Origin of the sequence: Blautia sp. AM29-29 (assembly GCF_003480555.1) — a bacterium.
GTDB classification, from domain to species: domain Bacteria; phylum Bacillota; class Clostridia; order Lachnospirales; family Lachnospiraceae; genus Fusicatenibacter; species Fusicatenibacter saccharivorans.
The window spans coordinates 122556-142325 of record NZ_QUJD01000006.1 but is presented as its reverse complement, the minus strand read 5'-3'; the positions used below and the strand labels follow the sequence as shown (position 1 = coordinate 142325).

Genomic DNA, 19770 nt, shown 5'->3' with positions numbered 1-19770 from the left:
CTTTCTAAGAAGTGTGTCTGAGACACGTTACAGTATCTCTTCGGTGCTTATTTTTACTCTGCGTTCCTTTGTCGGAGCAGAAAAACAGACAAAATCAGTACAGCAGGGAAAATGCAGCCGGCCAGCATACCTGCCTTCAGATCGTCGCCGGTGTTTTGTGTGACAAATCCAATAACAAATGGGCCAATGGAACCGCCCATATCTCCGGCCATGGCGAGAAGTGCGAACAGTGCAGTTCCGCCGAGTGGAATTTTAGAGGATGAAATACTGATGGTTCCCGGCCACATAATTCCTACGGAGAAACCACACACAACGCAGCCTGTAAGATTTAAAAGAGGATATGGTGCGAGAGCTGCAGCCAGATAACAGATCAGGCAAAGTGTACCGGATGCGATCATAAATTTTGTTAAGTCAATTTTTTCCCCGTATTTACCATAGAAGGTTCTGCTGATGCCCATCATCACAGCAAACAGGCACGGTCCTGCAATGTCTCCAATGCTTTTTGAGAGACCTAATGCAGACTCGGCATAAGCGGAAGCCCATTGCGCCATCGAAATCTCGCTTGCTCCGGCGCAGACCATAAGAACAAGGGAAATCCAGAAAATGGGAAGACGGCACAGCTGACGAACGGTAAGTCCTTCTTCGCTTCCGGTCAGTGATTCAATCGGGCAGGAAAGAAAATTAAACGTATTGTACAGTGGAAGTACAGCCCAGATACATGCGAGGATCGGCCAGCGTTCCATACCAAAAACTGCCAGAAAAGCAGTGGAAAGTAAGATGACGCCTACAGACCCCCAGCAGTAAAAGGAGTGAAGCAGACTCATAACGCTGTCCTTATTGTCAAACGGACAAGCCTCTACGATTGGGCTGACAAGAACCTCAATCAGTCCGCTTCCGGCGGCATAGATCATGGCACTGAGCAAAATTCCTGCATAGGCATTTGGCAGAATATTGGGCAGAAAGGCAAGTCCAATCAGGCCGCAGGCGGAAAGAATCTCAGAAGCAACGACACACCTGCGATAACCGATTTTATCGACATATCTGGCACAGAACAAATCGACAAGAAGTTGTGTGAAAAAGAATACTGTCGAGATAAACGCAATTTTTCCAAGAGAAATATGGTAAGTTCTGTGAAAGGTAAGAAATAGTAAAGGTGCAAAATTTGCAGAAATTGCCTGCGTGATAAATCCAAGATAACAGGCAATTAAGGTTTTGTGGTAGTTCTTTTTCATGATGATATACTCCGTTTTTTAAAATGGCAGAACTGCTGCGGCCGTAGTGTTCGTTTCGTTGCCGTTCACCGTGTTCCATGGAGCGACAACGATTCTTTTTGTATAATAACGTAAAATAGTGTCGCTTTCACTGGAATATATCGTCTGTTTATTGTATAATATCGTAAAATAGAGAGGGACGTGCCTGAAAAACGGAGGCGGGGAAAGATGGAATTTAATACATTTTATAACAAGATCCAAACGGATGAAAGCATGATGGAAACGATACAGCATGGAAACAGTGAGTATCCGTTTCAATTGTATTACGACGATCTTGCGTTGTTTGATTTTCATTGTGTAGAATGGCACTGGCATGTGGAGTTTGAGTTTGTTTTTGTACAGGAGGGAACAGCAACCTTCTGGGTTGGCGAAAAGCAGTTTTCACTGGGACAGGGAACGGGCATTTTTATTAACTCAAAGATTTTGCATCGCTATTTTTCTGAAGGCCATGCGATTGTGCCAAATTTCGTTCTGAAACCGACATTTCTCGCTTCGGCAGACAGCCTGATTTACAAAAAATACATTGCACCGATACAGGCGTGTAAGGTGGACTGCATTGTCTTTTGCAGGGAAATAAAATGGCAGGCAGAAGCACTGGAGCTCATGCAGAAAATTCTCAAAGCGCAGGAATCAGACAAAGACCGGGAACTGGTTACTTTATTTCTGACGCAGGAATTGTGGCACTTGCTTTATTTGCACATGGATTCGGAAGTGCTGCAGAAAAAAAGAGAAAATACGGCATCCTCACAGGGAAGAACACAGCTGATGATGCAATATATTCATCAAAATTTCCGACAAAATCTTACATTGGAGGATATCGCCGAGCAGGCTATGGTGAGCAAAAGTACGGCATTGAATCTGTTCCGAAGATATCTTCACGATACGCCGGTGCATTATCTGGTGAAGTATCGTCTGCAGGAGGCTGCAAAGCTTCTGGCCACGACGGAGAAAAAGATAACTGTAATTTCCGGCGAGACGGGATTTGAAAATATGGATTATTTTTGCAAAACATTTAAGAAATATTATGGGAGGACACCGACGGAATATCGAAGAAAAAAACAAATGGATACGGATGACAGAGAAGGGATCGTTCAAGATGTAGTGTAAGAGAAAACGGAAAAATTACATTCTGAAAAAGGAGCGGAATCCGGTGTGGGTTCTGCTCCTTTTTGAATGGAAAATTATGGAACATACTTATTCGACACAGCCAAAAACTCTTCTACATATTGCTCCAGTGCCGCAAGCAGCTCTTCAAGCGGAAAGACCTTCAGATCCTGCGCGGCTTCCGGCGGGACGGAGAGGAAGTGATGGAGGAGGTCAAGTACCTGTTGGACGTTCTCATACGGAATTTCTGTGATTCCAGGGTTCGTGACGTTGGAATCGAGATCGAGCGGGATGCAATAGCGGTTGACAAGATATGTATTCATTCGTGTATAATCCCCATAATAATACTCCTCCGTGAGATATCTGGAAGAAGGAATGGATGTCCGCGATTTTTTGATATAAACCGTTGCAATCTCATCTCTCATATCTGTAATTTCCCCATCCGCATTATAAAATTCCACAATCTGCGGAATGAAATCCTTAAAAAATTTCCGGTCAATATAAAGATGAAAATAATATCCCAGTGCGCTCGAATCTGGCAGAAGTGAACGGTATTTCGCTGTAAACCGTGTAAGATCCGGGAATACCATCATTTTTTCGCGGTAAAGCGGATCGCGGAAATGGGAGGATTCTTTCTGCTGCGTCGCATCCGGCAGAAGATTTCCGATTAGAAAATCATTTACCGATGAAATCGGATATGGAAAATCCGGGTGGGACGGGAGGTGCTTTAACAGCATTTGGGCTGCGGTGAGATGTAAAATAAAACCTGGCATGGGAATGAAGATGTCCTTTCGTATTTGCTTCTAATCTAAACAAAATGGCAGCGTTTGTCAAATTCTATTTACTTGGCATGATAGGATGAAACCTCATGTGTACTTCTTAATTTGATCATTTTATACATAATGATGAAATTGAATTGACAATGATAAAATTAACGAATATACTGAAATCATAGCAGAAATACAACATATTGGGGAACGCAAATGAGACAGTTTACTTATCAGGAGAAATGGAAAAAATTACTCACGCCGGAAATTGTATCCTATCTGACGCAGATTCATGAATTCAAAGGAGAGCAGACTTTGTTCATCGAAGCAAAAGCGGATGCGCTGAATCAGCTTGTTGAAATTGCAAAAATTCAGAGTACAGAAGCATCGAACAAAATTGAGGGTATTTACACTTCGGATGAACGGTTAAGAGCCCTGGTGCGGGATACGACGAGACCGAAAACGCGCAGCGAGCGTGAAATTGCCGGCTATCGGGATGTGCTGAATACAATTCATGAGAGTCATGATTACATTCCACCCAAGCCGTCCATCTTTTTGCAGCTTCATCGAGATCTGTACAAATTTGAAGGATATGATATCGGCGGAAAATACAAAACAGTAGATAATGTGATAGAAGAAGAGGATACAATCGGAAATACATTTATTCGATTCCGCCCGGTTCCGGAGTGGGAGACACCGGCAGCAGTTGAATCATTATGTGAGGCCTTTGAACAGGCGCTGGGATCGGAACAGATAGATCCACTGCTGTTGATTCCCATGTTCATTCTCGATTTTCTGTGCATTCATCCTTTTAATGACGGAAATGGAAGAATGAGCCGTCTGCTTACCTTACTTTTATATTACCGGGCAGGCTATATTGTAGGAAAATATATCAGTATCGAGAAATTAATCGAAACGACAAAAGAAGAATACTATGAGTGCCTGCGGCAGAGCTCCGAACAATGGCATGAAAACGAAAATGATTATGAGCCATTTGTGAAATACATGCTCAGCATTATGATTGCGGCATACCGGGATTTTTCTTCCAGAGTGAATCTGCTGACAACATCTGGAATGTCAAAGCCGGATCGTGTAAAAGAAATCATTCGTACAACACCGGGGCAGATTACCAAAACGGAAATATTAAAAAAGTGTCCGGATATCAGCCAGGTAACGGTTCAGAGGGCACTTGCTGATTTGCTATCGTCTGGTGAAATTCTGAAAATCGGCGGCGGGCGATATACGAAATATACATGGAATAATGACTAACGAGAGGAGAAGTTGAAAGGATGATTACTGGTGAATTAAAAAATAAAATTGATGCATTGTGGGATATTTTCGCGGCGGGAGGCCTTGTAAATCCGCTGGAAGTCATTGAGCAGATCACCTATTTGATGTTTATTCATGATCTGGACGACTCCGATAATATTCGTGCCAAAGAGAGCGCCATGCTTGGTCTGTCGTATCAGAGTATTTTCGTGGAAGAAGTAAAAATAGGAGAAAGAACGATTGACGGATCGCAGCTGAAATGGTCGGTCTTTCACGACTTTCCTGCTGATCGGATGTATTCTGTGATGCAGGAGTGGGTATTTCCGTTCATTAAGACATTGCATAGTGACAAAAACAGTGCGTATTCTAAATACATGGATGACGCAATCTTTAAACTGCCGACACCGCTGGTGCTGTCGAAGGTGGTAGACTCGCTGGACGAAATTTATAAAATGATGAGCGAAATTCAGGCAACCGATGTACGGGGAGATGTGTATGAATATCTTCTTTCGAAAATTGCTCAGTCCGGCCGCAACGGTCAGTTTAGAACACCTCGCCACATTATTCGTATGATGGTGGAAATGATGGATCCATCCAGCAGTGAAATGATCTGCGATCCGGCCTGCGGAACTTCTGGTTTTCTGGTTGCAGCAGGAGAGTATTTAAAAGAAACAAAAAAAGAAGAAATCTTTTTTGATAAACAGAAAAAAGATCACTACATGAATCATATGTTCCATGGATACGATATGGATCGAACGATGCTTCGTATCGGCGCGATGAATATGATGACACATGGAATTGACAATCCATTCATTGAGTATAGAGACAGTTTATCTGATCAGAATGGCGACAAAGATAAATATACGCTTATTCTGGCAAACCCTCCATTTAAAGGGAGCCTTGACGCAGAGTCCGTATCCGGTGATTTGCTGAAAGTGTGCAAGACGAAAAAAACAGAACTGTTATTCCTGGCATTATTTCTGCGGATGCTGAAAATCGGCGGCCGCTGTGCCTGCATTGTACCAGATGGAGTTTTATTTGGGTCGTCCACGGCGCACAAGGCAATTCGAAAAGAAATCGTAGAAAACCAGAGACTGGAAGCAGTTGTTTCCATGCCATCCGGTGTATTTAAGCCTTACGCGGGAGTATCCACGGCGATCCTGATCTTCACCAAAACCGAACATGGCGGAACCGATCAGGTCTGGTTCTACGACATGACCGCCGATGGCCTCACCCTGGATGACAAACGGTCACCAATTGCGGAAAATGATATTCCGGATATCATAGAGCGATTTAAATATCTCGATCAGGAAGTGGACAGAAAACGCACGGACAAATCTTTCCTGGTTCCGAAAAAAGAGATTGTAGAGAATGGGTATGATCTCAGCATTAACAAATACAAAGAGGTAGAATATATCCCGGTGGAATATCCGCCGACATCGGAAATTATGGCAAATATTCGCGAGTTGGAACGGGAGATTGGGAAAGAGATGGATGAGCTGGAGAAATTGTTGAATTTATAGAAAGAAGGGCACTGATGACGAGAAACGTAAGTATTGTTACGGACCTTGAGGGCAGAAAAATTGTTTTGATTCATGATGTCCGTTTTAAAGGGAAAAAACGTGAGGATTGGGAAAGTGTGGAGCAGTATTTAAAAGAGTATGTTGGGGAATTTTTTGAAATTTCCGAGACATCTGAAAAGATATTTATATCCAGCAGTTTTCCAGATGAATATGCTGGTTCGGAAAGTAGAATTGCATTAAAGGGTGCTGTGGCAAAAGCGAAAGCAAATGCGGTGCAGGGAATCCCGGAGTTGATTCAGATTGCATCAAATAGGGAATATTCGGAAAATGTAAAGAAGAAACATGCAAAAGATGCTAAATTGGGATGGTACAGGTACGATGTCCGTTTTGCTTTACCTGTATACGATGATAAGAATGGTGAACTTATTCGACACAATATTTTTTTCACCAGGATGCTGGTACGCCATGATGCGGATGGGAAAAAGTACTTGTACGATTTTTTAGGAATAAAAAAAGAAACGAGCAGCCCGCTTGAGTCATAAGACTGTACGGTGAAAACCCATTTCTTGATGTTTATACTACATAAAAATACGTTTGTTGTCAAGTGGTGAAAAAAATTGTTTTGGAATCAGGAGCATCTACGACGATCCTGATCTTTACTAAGATCGAACACGGCGGAACCGATCAGGGCAGACATCCGTCAGTTGGAGCAGGAGATAGGGAAAGAGATGGATGAGCTGGAGAAATTATTGGAATAGGAGGGGACCAAATTGCCTAGAGTGAGTAAACGTGGGGGATTTTCTGATAGAAATGGAATTAAACCAGAAAGCGTAGAGATTCAATTGAAAAAATTTGATCAAAGGACAAGAATACAATTGCAAAACTTGATCAGTGAATTATATGGGGACATATATAGCGAGGAGTTAAAGTACGGTTATAGCGGAAGAAATACACAAAATTTTTTCAAATTTGTGCTTGGTGAAATATACGCAGAACCGGTTAATTCACAGAAAATATATAAGGATACTGAAATTTTTAAATTGATTAACAATACGATGTTAAATGATGAATATGATGATGTGCTAACATTAACAGAAGCTATTGTTCAATATTGGGATGTTTATTTGAAAGGCAGCAATCCTAGCTATTATAATAAGTATGTTGGATATACAGATAACTCTTTATTTGATTATGTAAATTCGATTTTTGAAAGAGAATACATAGGTTATAGATTTATAGACGAAAAAATAGTGCCTATTAGTGATAAACATGAGGTATCAGCCATACGAGAAGCGCTAGAAAATAAGTATCAGCCGGTGCGAGAACATATTGCTAAGGCAAATACTTTGTTAGCAGATAGAGAAAATCCGGATTATGAAAATTCAATAAAAGAAAGTATAAGCGCAGTCGAGGCTATTTGTGAAATATTAACTTCAACGGGAGGAAAAGAGGCCACGCTTGGAAGCATGTTGAAAAAATTAGAAGATAAAGGAATTAAAATACATCCGGCATTAAAAGCGGCATACAGCTCATTATATGGATATACCAGTGATGCAAGTGGAATTCGACATGCAAAAAATGTAGGAGGAAAGAATTCTACGTTCGAAGAAGCGAAGTATATGCTGGTGGTTTGTTCTGCTTTTGTCAATTATTTAATAGCACTAGAGGCGAAATGAGTAAAGAAAGGACTATTCGAATTATCAAATTCGGATTTGTGGGATAAATGTATGTATGTTAGGCTAGGAGAAATATGTGATTTTCAATCTGGAGGAACACCATCCAAAAATAATCAAAAATTTTTCGATGGAGATATTCCGTGGATCACAACAGTAGCTTTAAAGGGTTTGGGAATCGATGGAAGTGACGCAGTAAATTGGATTACAGAAGAAGCTATTAAACAAAGTGCAGCCAAAATTGTTCCGGCAAATTCCATAATGATAGGAACACGTGTTGGAGTGGGGAAAGTAGCCATTAATTTAGTTGATATGTCTACCAGTCAAGATATTGTTTCTCTGATTGGAATAGATGAAACTAGATGGTGTAAAGAGTATCTTTGCAAGTGTTTGATTGGAAAAAGTCAATATCTAAATTCCCAAGCACGTGGCGCAACAATTAAGGGTATAAAAATTGATACACTTGCAAATTTGAAAATACCAGAGATATCAATTGAAAAACAGTATGAAGTTTCAAGGATAATTGATAAAACGAGGATTATTATAGAACAACGAAAACAAGAGCTTATGAATTTAAATGAGCTGATGAAAGCCCGATTTGTCGAGATGTTTGGTGATATAAAGACTAATGAGTATGGATGGGAAAAATGCACATTCAAGGACATTAGTACAAAGATTACAGATGGAGAACATGGCACAGTCCCAAGAGTAGATGAAGGCGAAGGATATCTCTATTTCATGGCTCGTAATATTACAAAAGAAGGTGAAATTGATTTATCTGAAACATCTTTTGTTCCACGAGAAATCCATGAAAAAATATATAAAAGATGTAATCCGGAAAAGGATGATTTGCTTCTGGTATGCGTAGGGGCTACAATAGGAAAATGTACATTAGTTTCAGAAATAATGGGTGAGTTTAGCATGGCGCGTAGTGTGGCATTGATTAAACCTAATAAAGAAATGGTTACAAGTAATTTCTTGATAAATTTATTAAGAAGCGAAGCAATTCAGAATGATATTGATCATTGTTCACATGCGGCTGCACAGGCTGGACTATATACAAATATGATTAATAGTTTGGAGGCTTTTGTGCCACCTATGGATCTTCAGATTGAGTTTGATACGTTTTGTGAACAAGTCTACAAATCAAAAGTTGCAGTACAAAAAGCATTAGATGAAACACAGTTATTATTTGATTCTTTGATGCAAGAATATTTTGGATAAGATTACGAATGGTTGTAGGATGCTGGTACTTAAGAGAGGAGTACCAGCATGGATGAGAAAATCGTAACAGTATTAAATGAAATGTCGGAATATTTGTCTATTCCACAGATGAAAAAGTTACAAGAGGTGATTCTGAAAACATTTGCAGAAAATGAAGCAGTGAAAACGGACATCTCGAATGATGAATTTCTAAATATGTTTCTCGCAGCTAAGCGAATAGAAGGATGTTCGGAACGTACAATAAGTTATTATCAGACAACCGTTCAGCATTTGCTGTCTAAAATTGAAACAAACGTCCGTAAAGTGACAACGGAAGAGATACGTGAATACCTATCGGCATATCAACAATGGAATCACTGTTCGAATGTAACGATAGATAATGTTCGCCGTAACATTTCCAGCTTCTTTTCCTGGCTAGAAGAGGAAGACTATATTTTAAAGAGCCCTATGAGGAGAATCCATAAAATCCGGACAAAGACCGTTGTTAAAAACATTATTTCAGATGAAGGAATCGAAAAACTCAGAGACAACTGCAAAGAAAAAAGAGATTTAGCAATTATTGATCTATTATATTCCACGGGCATACGCGTAGGCGAATTGGTGAATCTTAATATTGATGATATTGATTTTGAGGGGCGTGAATGCATCGTTTATGGAAAGGGTGACAAAGAACGTAGAGTTTATTTTGATGCCAAAGCTAAAGTTCACTTAAAAGAATACATAGATAATAGAACAGACAACAATTCAGCTCTATTTGTGACCTTAGATGCACCATATGATCGACTGAAAATCAGTGGAGTGGAGATAAGACTTCGAAAACTCGGACGAAAATTAAACCTGGAAAGGATTCATCCACATAAATTCCGCCGATCAATGGCTACAAGAGCAATCGACAAAGGAATGCCAATCGAACAAGTACAAAAAATCCTCGGTCATTCTCAGATAGATACAACTATGAAGTATGCAATGGTCAATCAAAACAATGTGAAAACAGCTCATCAGAAATATTTGTCCTGAGCAAATTCGGATTTGCAGGGATGAGGTAGATGGAACAAAAACGATTAGGCGATATCGCTACCTACATAAATGGATATGCATTCAAACCAGAAGATCGAGGCAGCACAGGTCTTCCGATCATTAGAATACAAGATCTTACAGGTAATGCTTATGATTTAGGCTTTTATGATGGAAAGTATCCTGAAAAAATTGAAATTAATGATGGAGATGTTTTAATTTCGTGGTCAGCTAGCTTGGGTGTATATATTTGGAATCGAGGAAAAGGTCTTTTAAATCAACATATTTTCAAAGTTGTATTTGATAAGTGTGAAGTGAATAAACAGTATTTCGTGTTTGCGGTTAAATACAAGCTGAAAGAAATGGAATTAAAAACCCATGGTGCTACAATGAAACATATTGTCAAAAAAGATTTTGATAATACAGTAATTCCATTTCCAACTGTTGAAAAACAAGCAGACATTGCATATATTCTTTCAAAGATAGAAAGTATTGTAGAATTTCGGCAACAAGAACTGCAGCAATTGGATGATTTGATCAAAGCCCGATTTGTCGAGATGTTTGGAGACATGTATTTGAATTCCAAAGGATGGCCAGAAGCAAAATTGGAGAGCATGGCAGATGTTGTTTCTGGTATCACGAAAGGAAGAAAAACAAAGGCTGAAGATTTGACTGAAGTTCCATACATGGCTGTATCCAATGTAAAAGATGGTTATATAGACTGGACAACGGTGAAAACAATAGAAGCAACACAACAGGAGATTGAGCAATATCGATTGCTTGCGGACGATGTACTTATGACTGAGGGTGGCGATCCAGATAAAGTGGGACGCGGTGCGATTATAAAAGAGCCGCTTGAGAACTGTATACACCAGAACCATATTTTCCGAGTGAGATTGGATGAATCTATGATACTTCCTGAATTTTTTGCAGAGTACCTTCAGCATCAACGATCAAAACGCTATTTTCTGGGATGTGCAAAACAGACAACGGGAATCGCAAGTATTAATATGACGCAGCTGCGAGCATTGCCGGTATTGATGCCGCCGTTACCCAAACAAGAGGAGTTTGTTTTATTTAAGGCACAAGTCAACAAATCAAAATTGAAGAAGCTGAGATAAGTGCTCACATATAAAGAAATAGTGTGCTAAAATACAAATAACAGAAAGATGGGAAACTATTTTAACCGAATCAAGCAAATAGCGAAGCGGATTGCGAATATCCGCTTTGACAGAAATTAGGGGGAGGTGCGCATGGCTACGAATTTTGATTATTTGAAAAAAGAACCTAAATTTTCCGCCTTTGCCGATGCTGCCGTGTCCGCAGAAAAAATCATTTTACTCGACCCGGAGGCCAGTATTTTGAACAGCCGGCGGGCGATGGAGTTTGCGGTGAAATGGATGTATTCTGTGGATAATGCGCTCGAGATGCCGTACCAGGACAACCTGCAGAGTCTGATGAACAGTGAGGATTATCGCCAGACAATCGGGCCGGATTTGTGGAAGCGGATGGATTATATTCGGCGGAGCGGAAATAATGCGGCACACAGCAGCAGAAAACTGGGACGGGATGAAGCGATGCTTTGCCTGGAAAATCTTTTTATTTATCTCGATTATATTGCATACTGCTATTCCGACCAGTATCAGCGGAGAGCCTTCGACAAAACATTGATCATAGCACGGATAGAGAAAGCGAAAAAGTCGAAAGAAGATGCGAAGGCAGCAAAAGAAGCTCTGGAGAAAGAACAGGAGAAAGCGGCACAGCAGGAGCTTGATCTGAAAAAACTGAGTGCAGAAAATGCTTCTCTGCGGGAAGAACTGTCCGCACGCCGTCAGGAACAGCAGCAGACGTATGTTCCCAAACCGCTGGAACTGTCCGAGTATCAGACGCGAAAACTTTATATCGATTCCATGCTGACAGAAGCAGGCTGGGTAGAAGGCAGAGACTGGCTCAATGAGGTGGAAATTCCGGGAATGCCGAATAAATCGGAGGTTGGTTTTGCTGATTATGTCCTTTATGATGATATGCACCGACCACTCGCGGTAATTGAAGCAAAGCGTACCTGCGTAGACGTTTCCAAGGGAAGACAGCAGGCAAAACTGTATGCGGATCTGCTGGAAAAAATATACAAAAGACGTCCCGTTGTCTTTCTTACAAATGGATTTGACACGCGTATTATTGATGGCCAGTATCCGGAGCGAAAATGTTCTGTGATTTATTCGAAGAGAGATCTGGAAAAGTGGTTTAATTTGCGGTCTATGCGCACAAGTCTGAAGCATATTACCGTGGACAAAAATATTGCGGGACGCTATTACCAGGAAGCTGCCATAAAAGCAGTGTGCCGCAGTTTTGATGAAAAGAATCGCAGGAAAGCGCTGCTTGTCATGGCGACTGGTTCTGGCAAGACGCGAACGGTGATTGCACTGTGCGATGTATTATTAAAGACAGGCTGGATAAAAAATGTTCTTTTCCTGGCAGACCGGAATTCGCTTGTTACGCAGGCAAAACGAAGTTTTGTGAATCTGCTGCCGAATTTGTCCTGTACCAATTTGGTTGAAGAAAAGGATAACTACAATGCGCACTGTGTTTTCTCTACGTACCAGACAATGATCAATTGTATTGATACAGTTCATGACAGCGAGGGAAAACTGTTTACCTGCGGCCATTTTGATCTGGTGATCTGTGATGAGGCGCATAGATCAATTTACAATAAGTATCGGGATATTTTTAATTATTTCGATGCGCCGCTGGTAGGACTCACTGCAACGCCAAAAGATGAAATTGATAAAAATACGTATGAAGTCTTTGAACTGGAAAACGGCGTTCCGACGTATGGATATGATCTGGCGCAGGCGGTAAAAGACGGTTATCTTGTAGATTATGTTTCGGTGGAATCGCGATTGAAATTCATCGAACAGGGAATTGTGTATGATGAATTGTCGGAGGAAGACAAAGAAACGTATGAGGCAACATTCGAAGACGAGAACGGAAATCTGCCGGAGTCAATCAGTTCCTCCGCGTTAAATACCTGGATTTTTAATGAAGATACCATAAAACAGGTATTGCATATTCTGATGACGAATGGCATCAAGATTGATTATGGGCAGAAGCTTGGAAAAACAATTATTTTCGCGAAAAAGCACAAGCATGCCGAAGAAATACTCAGAGTTTTTCGAAAGGAATATCCACAGTATCCAGATGACTATGCAAAAGTGATTGATAATAAAATTGAGTATGCACAAAGCGCAATTGATGAATTTTCAGATGCGAAAAAAATGCCTCAAATTGCAATCTCTGTGGATATGCTGGATACCGGTATTGATGTGCCGGAGGTGCTGAACCTGGTGTTTTTCAAAAAGGTGATGAGTAAGGCGAAATTCTGGCAGATGATTGGACGTGGAACACGACTCTGCCCGGGCTTGCTGGATGGCGAGGATAAGCAGAAGTTTTATATTTTTGACTTTTGTGGAAACTTTGAGTTTTTCCGAATGAATAAAGGGAAGGCAACTGCAAATATGATTGCTTTGCAGGGAGCAATATTTAATTTGAAATTTGATATTGCCTACAAACTGCAGGATATTTCCTATCAGGTGGACAGACTGATTGCGTACCGTGATGCGCTGGTAAAACAGATGACAGAAAAGGTGCGGGAGCTGCCGAGAGATAATTTTGCGGTAAGGCAGCATCTGAAATATGTAGATTTGTACTCGGATGAAAAAAACTATAATGTTCTTACCTATGAAGATACGTTGCTTGTGCGTGAAGAAGTGGCACCGTTAATTCTTCCGGATAAAGATGAGGCAAGTGCAGTTCGTTTTGATGCATTGATGTATGGAATTGAACTGGCATATTTGATTGGAAAAAAATATACACGGGCCCGCAGTGATCTTATGAAAAGAGTAGCTGGTATTGCAAACGTTGCGAATGTTCCGGAAATTCAGGCACAGTCAGATCTGATTGGGCAAATTCTGCATACAGATTATATTGCGAATGCGGGAATCAATGAATTCGAAGAAATCCGGGAAAGATTACGGGATTTGATGAAATATATTCTAAAAACGAAATTGCTTTATAATACCAATTTTGATGATGACTTATTATCCATCGACTGGCGCGAGTCTGAACTGGAAAATGATGAGCTGAAAAATTATAAAGCAAAAGCGGAGTATTATATCCGGCAGCATCAGGACACGATTGCAATTGCGAAACTGAGAACAAATCAGCCGCTGACAGAAATGGATGTTGCCAGCTTGGAAAAAATTCTCTGGAATGAGATTGGTACGAAGCAGGATTATGAGCAGGAATTTGGAACGAAACCTTTGGGAGAATTTGTCCGGGAAATTGTCGGACTCGATATGAATGCAGCTAAAGAAGCGTTTTCAGAGTATCTGACGAATGCCGATTTTGACAGCAGACAGATTTATTTTTTGAATCAGATTATCGAATATATTGTTCATAATGGAATGATGAAAGACCTTTCCGTGCTTCAGGAAGCGCCGTTTACAGATCGGGGAAGTGTTGCGGAAGTCTTTACAGATCTGGCAGTCTGGATGGGCATTCGGAAAGTAATCAATCAGATTAACGAAAATGCGGTAGCGTAAATTCTAAAAAAAACATAAACACCGGCAAATTTCTTGACATGGAAATTTGCCGGTGTTATTATTTAACACACGTAAATAAATAACACTGTTAAGCATTTGCGCAAAAAGGAGGGGGATAATATGAAGGATGCATTTGAAAAACTGTTTCGTGCGGTGCACCAGTTTAAAAAACTGAACGTATCAGACCTGATTCCGGGACTCAGCAGTTCCGAATTTTCCGTTATGGGTGCGATTTTGCAAATGGGAGAAAACGGAAAAATTACAAGCTCAGAGCTGGCGGCGAAGACCAAAACACTTCCGCCGGCTGTGTCGCGCACACTGCGCGGACTGGAAGAAAAAGGATATGTAGAGCGGAGCGTTGACAAAAAAGACCGCAGAAATACGTATATCAGTCTGACAGAGAAGGGCTGGAAAAAGGGGGAAGAGGTACGGGACAGAATGCAGGATTTTGGCTGCTCTGTGATGTCACAGTTAAAGGAAGAGGATATAGATCAGCTGGTTGATTATCTGGATCGTATCTATGAGATCGCAGAAAAAGAAATTGACACCCGAAAACGACAGAATTAGTGTGCCGGCAAGCTGGTACACAAAAAAAGACAGAAAGGGGAAAAAATGAGTAAGATTTTCAAGAACATGATCCCGTACTGGAAATCGATTCTCGTGATTCTTGTGCTTCTGTTTGTCCAGGCGTGGTGCGACTTGTCGCTCCCGTCGTATACATCCGACATCATCGATGTGGGCATTCAGAACAGCGGCGTCGAGCACGTTACGCCGAAACGGATCACCGAGGAAGAATTTCAGACGGCCGAGTTTATCATGACGGATGATGAGGTGGATTTATGGGAAAGCCTCTATACGAAAAAGGACGGCTATTATGAACGGAACAAAGCTTCTGAAAAAGAACTTGATGAAACAGACGATACACTGACCGTTGCACTGCTGATGAATTACCAGATGGGTGCGATGGAGGAGGATACCTTTAAACAACTCATGGCACAGCAGACCGGTCAGGATGCGTCGGTGTTTGAAAACATGACGATTGAGCAGATCGGCGAGATGATGCATGTGGAGCTGAAGAGCTTCCAGCAGGAAAAAGAGGATGACGATGGAAACAAAGTCGAAGTCACCTGTGTGGATGTCCGTCCAATCTTTGCAGCGATGCTCGAGAGCGGACAGATGGATAAAGACACCGTGCTCTCGATGCGCGACAGCATGGAAAAAACGCTTGATACGATGGGAAGCTCCCTGGTAAAATCGATGGGCATTGCGTATGCAGTTTCCGCAGACAAAGCGGCGGGCCTCGATGTAGACCAGATTCAGAAAACGTACCTTCTGACTGCAGGCCTCAAGATGGTCGGCATGGCACTCCTGATGGGTGTGGTAACTGTTCTCGTCGGACTGTTTGCCTCCCGCGTCGGCGCCGGAATCGGCCGCGATCTGCGCGAAAAAGTATTCAAACGGGTTGTCGGATTCTCCAATGCGGAGATGGATCAGTTCTCCACCGCATCGCTGATTACCCGAAGCACGAACGATATCCAGCAGATCCAGATGGTCTCCGTCATGGTGCTGCGAATGGTTGCCTACGCTCCGATCCTTGGCATCGGCGGTGTGCTGAAAGTCATGAAAACAGGAGCCGGTATGGAATGGATCATTGTTCTTGCGATCATCGTCATTCTCGGCTACGTGATGCTGCTTGTCTCCCTTGCGATGCCGAAATTTAAGCTGATGCAGAAACTGGTCGACAACATCAACCTCGTATCGCGTGAAATCCTGACCGGACTCTCTGTCATCCGTGCGTTCGGAAGAGAGGACAAAGAGGAAGAGCGCTTCAACGGTGCGAATAAGGAACTGACCAAAACAACCCTGTTCACCAACCGCGTCATGACCTTTATGATGCCTGGTATGATGATGATTATGAACGTGCTGACCGTCGGAATCGTATGGGTCGGTGCACATAAAATCGATGCCGGCACGATGCAGGTCGGTGCAATGACTGCATTTATTACCTACGCCATGATGATCGTCATGTCTTTCCTGATGCTGACAATGATGTCAATCATGCTGCCGCGTGCCGCTGTTGCCGCCGGCCGTATCGATGAAGTCATTCAGACAGAATCCTCCATTCAGGATGTCAAAAATCCGGAGCAGCTGGAGGTTCACAACGGAGTTGTCCGCTTCGATCACGTCAACTTCCGTTATCCGGGCGCCGAGGAGGATGTGCTGCATGACATCGACTTCGTTGCCGAGCCTGGCAAGACGACGGCGATCATCGGAAGCACCGGCTGCGGTAAATCGACGCTGGTCAACCTGATCCCACGTCTCTATGATGTGACGGGCGGAAAGATTACGCTCGACGGAAAAGATATTCGAAACATTACGATGAAGGATCTGCGCGATGAGATCGGTTTCGTGCCGCAGAAAGGTGTGCTGTTCTCGGGAACGATCGCATCCAACCTGCGCTTCGGAAAAGACGATGCGACGGATGCGGAGATCGAAAAGGCAGCCGCAATTGCGCAGGCAACCGAGTTTATCGAGGCAAAAGATGACAAATACGAAACCGCGATTGCACAGGGCGGAACGAACGTGTCCGGCGGACAGAAACAGCGTCTGGCGATTGCGCGTGCGATTGCAAAAGACCCGAAAATCTTTATTTTCGACGACAGTTTTTCTGCACTTGACCTGAAAACGGATGCGGCGCTTCGAAAAGCACTGGCGGAGAATGTCAAAGACAGCACCGTGATCATCGTGGCACAGCGGATCAGCACGATTCTCCATGCGGAGCAGATTCTGGTGCTCGATGACGGAAAAGTAGTCGGAAAAGGTACGCATGAGGAACTGCTGAGAAGCTGCGAGGTTTATCAGGAGATTGTGAAATCCCAGCTGTCAGAGAAAGAGCTTGGACTGAAGGAAAGTGAGGTGGCTGACCATGAGTAATGAAATGAACCAGCAGCCGCGCAAAAGAGGACCGATGGGACGGATGGGCCGCGGCATGCAGCCGGGCGAGAAGCCGAAAGATCTGAAAAAATCGATCAAACAGCTCGCCCAGTACATCGGAAAATATAAAATTGCGATTTTTATTGTTATGATCTGTGCCGCATGCTCAACGGTGTTCAACGTTGCCGGACCAAAGATTCTCGGAAAAGCTACGACCGCACTGTCCGAGGGACTGATGGAAAAGATCCGGGGCACAGGAAGCATTGATTTTGCAAGAATCGGAACGATTCTGCTGTTTGTACTTGGCCTGTATCTGATGAGCGCCCTGTTCAGCTTCATCCAGGGATGGATCATGACGGGCGTGACGCAGAAGGTGTGCTATCAGCTTCGAAAAGAGATTTCGGAGAAGATCAACCGTATGCCGATGAAATATTTTGAGAGCCGCACGTACGGTGAAGTGCTCTCACGCATCACAAACGATGTCGATACGCTTGGCCAGGGACTGAACCAGAGTATCACGACGATCATCACCTCGTTGGCAACGCTCATCGGTGTTCTGATCATGATGCTGAGTATCTCCCCATTGATGACGCTGATCGCGCTTGTGATCCTGCCGATTTCAATGGGACTCATCGGACTCGTGACAAAGAAATCACAGAAATTCTTCCGTGCCCAGCAGGAATATTTAGGCCACATCAACGGTCAGGTTGAGGAGGTTTACGGCGGCCATCTCGTCATCAAGGCATTCAACCGCGAGAAGGATACGATCGAAGAGTTTGAAAAAACCAACAATATTCTTTACGATTCTGCATGGAAATCCCAGTTTTTATCCGGTATGATGCAGCCGATTATGATGTTTGTCGGAAATTTAGGCTACGCCTGCGTGGCATTGACCGGCGGACTTCTGGCGATCAAAAACGTGATCACGATCGGTGATATCCAGGCATTTATCCAGTATGTGAAAAACTTTACCCAGCCGATCCAGCAGATTGCGCAGGTTATCAACATGGTACAGTCGATGTCGGCGGCATCTGAGCGTGTCTTTGAATTCCTGAACGAGGAAGAGGAAGACCAGATTGTCGAGAATCCGGCAGCAATCGAGACTGTGACAGGAGAAGTCACCTTCGACCACGTACATTTCGGCTACAACCCGGAGCAGATCATCATCAACGATTTCAGCGCCAAAGTAAAACCGGGCCAGAAAACCGCGATCGTCGGCCCGACCGGAGCCGGAAAGACGACGATGGTCAAACTGCTGATGCGCTTCTACGATGTCAACAGCGGAGCCATTCTGCTGAACGACCACAACATCAAAGACTTCAACCGCAGAGAGCTGCGCGATGCCTTCGGTATGGTCCTGCAGGATACGTGGCTGTTCAAGGGAACCATCATGGAAAACATCCGCTACGGCCGGCTCGATGCGACAGATGAGGAAGTCATCGCAGCAGCAAAAGCCGCAAGAGCCCACCACTTCATCCAGACCCTGCCGGGCGGCTATCAGATGGAACTGAATGAAGATGCCAGCAATGTGTCGCAGGGACAGAAACAGCTGCTGACGATTGCACGCGCAATCCTTGCTGACAACAAGATTCTGATCCTCGACGAGGCAACTTCATCCGTCGACACCAGAACCGAAATCGAGATCCAGAAAGCCATGGATAACCTGATGAAGGGCAGAACAAGCTTCGTCATCGCCCACCGGCTGTCCACGATTCGTGATGCGGATCTGATTCTCGTCATGAAAGACGGAGACATCATCGAGCAGGGAAATCACGAAGAACTGCTCGCGGCAAACGGGTTCTATGCAAATCTTTACAATTCGCAGTTCGAGGATGTGGTGGCGTAAGAGAAGAAAAATTGACTTGACATATCTTCGGAATTTCTGTACAAAATAAGTAAGAGCACTGGCTCCGTTATAAAAGCATTGGTCCCTACTGTGAGTGGGAATTGTTGTTATTTACAATTCAAAAAAGAAAATGAATGCCTGAGCTTAAGTGTTCAGGCATTTTTTGCTTTCGTGGTAGAATATCTAAGCAATCTGGAGTAAAATAAACAGCAGAAAAAAGAAAGTGAGAACAAAAAATGGCAGACAGACACACAACAGAAAAATTACTGGAGGGCGAGCGTCTTTCCGGAAAGGTGACATTATTTGCGAAAGTAACAATTTTACCGGGCGACGAGCTTCCGTATCATGAGCATCACGGAGAGACAGAAACGTACCACATCTTATCCGGCGGGGGAATGTATCAGGATAATGACAAGACCTATCCGGTACAGGCTGGCATGACGACGTTCTGCGAGGACAGCAGCGGACATGCGATTTCCTGCCTTGGGGAAGAGCCGCTGGTCTTTCTGGCGATGATTCAGAAAAAAGCAGAGTAACCGGAGCG

General features: G+C 43.1%; 15 protein-coding genes. 13 read left to right on the top strand and 2 right to left on the bottom strand.

The window, feature by feature from the left end; genetic code table 11:
• Positions 1 to 53: 53 nt before the first annotated feature.
• The gene (locus DW769_RS06095) at positions 54 to 1232 is read right to left on the bottom strand and encodes an MFS transporter (RefSeq protein WP_118750122.1); all 1179 of its coding nucleotides are present in this window, start codon (positions 1230 to 1232) and stop codon (positions 54 to 56) included.
• A gap of 207 nt (positions 1233 to 1439) precedes the next feature.
• On the opposite strand from DW769_RS06095, the gene DW769_RS06090 reads away from it, so the two are divergent.
• Positions 1440 to 2378 (top strand): AraC family transcriptional regulator, encoded by a 939-nt coding sequence (locus tag DW769_RS06090; protein WP_118750121.1) that lies wholly within the window; start codon positions 1440 to 1442, stop codon positions 2376 to 2378.
• Positions 2379 to 2452: 74 nt separating this feature from the next.
• On the opposite strand, the gene DW769_RS06085 is transcribed toward DW769_RS06090, so the two are convergent.
• On the bottom strand, positions 2453 to 3148 hold the full coding sequence (locus DW769_RS06085; RefSeq protein ID WP_118750120.1) for a hypothetical protein: 696 nt from the start codon (positions 3146 to 3148) through the stop codon (positions 2453 to 2455).
• Between the two features lie 210 nt (positions 3149 to 3358).
• Here DW769_RS06085 and DW769_RS06080 point away from each other — a divergent pair, with 210 nt between their 5' ends.
• The 12 genes from DW769_RS06080 to DW769_RS06025 all read left to right on the top strand — a co-directional run bounded on the left by DW769_RS06080 (position 3359) and on the right by DW769_RS06025 (position 19762).
• Positions 3359 to 4411: a Fic family protein gene (locus DW769_RS06080; protein ID WP_118750119.1), complete on the top strand. Its 1053-nt coding sequence runs from the start codon at positions 3359 to 3361 to the stop codon at positions 4409 to 4411.
• Positions 4412 to 4431: 20 nt separating this feature from the next.
• Positions 4432 to 5934 (top strand): class I SAM-dependent DNA methyltransferase, encoded by a 1503-nt coding sequence (locus tag DW769_RS06075; RefSeq protein ID WP_118750118.1) that lies wholly within the window; start codon positions 4432 to 4434, stop codon positions 5932 to 5934.
• Between the two features lie 14 nt (positions 5935 to 5948).
• The gene (locus tag DW769_RS06070; RefSeq protein ID WP_118750117.1) at positions 5949 to 6476 is read left to right on the top strand and encodes a hypothetical protein; all 528 of its coding nucleotides are present in this window, start codon (positions 5949 to 5951) and stop codon (positions 6474 to 6476) included.
• A gap of 237 nt (positions 6477 to 6713) precedes the next feature.
• On the top strand, positions 6714 to 7610 hold the full coding sequence (locus DW769_RS06065) for an AbiJ-NTD4 domain-containing protein (RefSeq protein WP_243105429.1): 897 nt from the start codon (positions 6714 to 6716) through the stop codon (positions 7608 to 7610).
• 51 nt (positions 7611 to 7661) lie between these two features.
• A complete protein-coding gene (locus tag DW769_RS06060; RefSeq protein ID WP_118750115.1) occupies positions 7662 to 8831 on the top strand; it encodes a restriction endonuclease subunit S in 1170 nt (389 codons plus the stop codon).
• A 48-nt stretch (positions 8832 to 8879) separates the two neighbouring features.
• A complete protein-coding gene (xerA, locus tag DW769_RS06055; RefSeq protein WP_118750114.1) occupies positions 8880 to 9848 on the top strand; it encodes a site-specific tyrosine recombinase/integron integrase in 969 nt (322 codons plus the stop codon).
• A 29-nt stretch (positions 9849 to 9877) separates the two neighbouring features.
• Positions 9878 to 10966 carry a restriction endonuclease subunit S gene (locus DW769_RS06050; protein WP_118750113.1) on the top strand — a complete coding sequence of 363 codons (1089 nt, stop codon included), beginning with the start codon at positions 9878 to 9880 and terminating at the stop codon, positions 10964 to 10966.
• A gap of 132 nt (positions 10967 to 11098) precedes the next feature.
• A complete protein-coding gene (locus DW769_RS06045) occupies positions 11099 to 14446 on the top strand; it encodes a DEAD/DEAH box helicase family protein (protein ID WP_118750112.1) in 3348 nt (1115 codons plus the stop codon).
• Between the two features lie 120 nt (positions 14447 to 14566).
• Complete coding sequence (locus DW769_RS06040; protein WP_117804436.1) at positions 14567 to 15013, top strand: MarR family winged helix-turn-helix transcriptional regulator; 447 nt, start codon at positions 14567 to 14569, stop codon at positions 15011 to 15013.
• 45 nt (positions 15014 to 15058) lie between these two features.
• Entirely contained in the window at positions 15059 to 17380 is a 2322-nt protein-coding gene (locus tag DW769_RS06035; protein ID WP_118750111.1) for an ABC transporter ATP-binding protein, read from the top strand.
• On the top strand, positions 17373 to 19226 hold the full coding sequence (locus DW769_RS06030) for an ABC transporter ATP-binding protein (protein WP_118750110.1): 1854 nt from the start codon (positions 17373 to 17375) through the stop codon (positions 19224 to 19226). The genes DW769_RS06035 and DW769_RS06030 overlap by 8 nt, the downstream gene beginning before the upstream one ends.
• 236 nt (positions 19227 to 19462) lie before the next feature.
• Positions 19463 to 19762 carry a cupin domain-containing protein gene (locus tag DW769_RS06025; RefSeq protein ID WP_118666672.1) on the top strand — a complete coding sequence of 100 codons (300 nt, stop codon included), beginning with the start codon at positions 19463 to 19465 and terminating at the stop codon, positions 19760 to 19762.
• Positions 19763 to 19770: the final 8 nt, after the last annotated feature.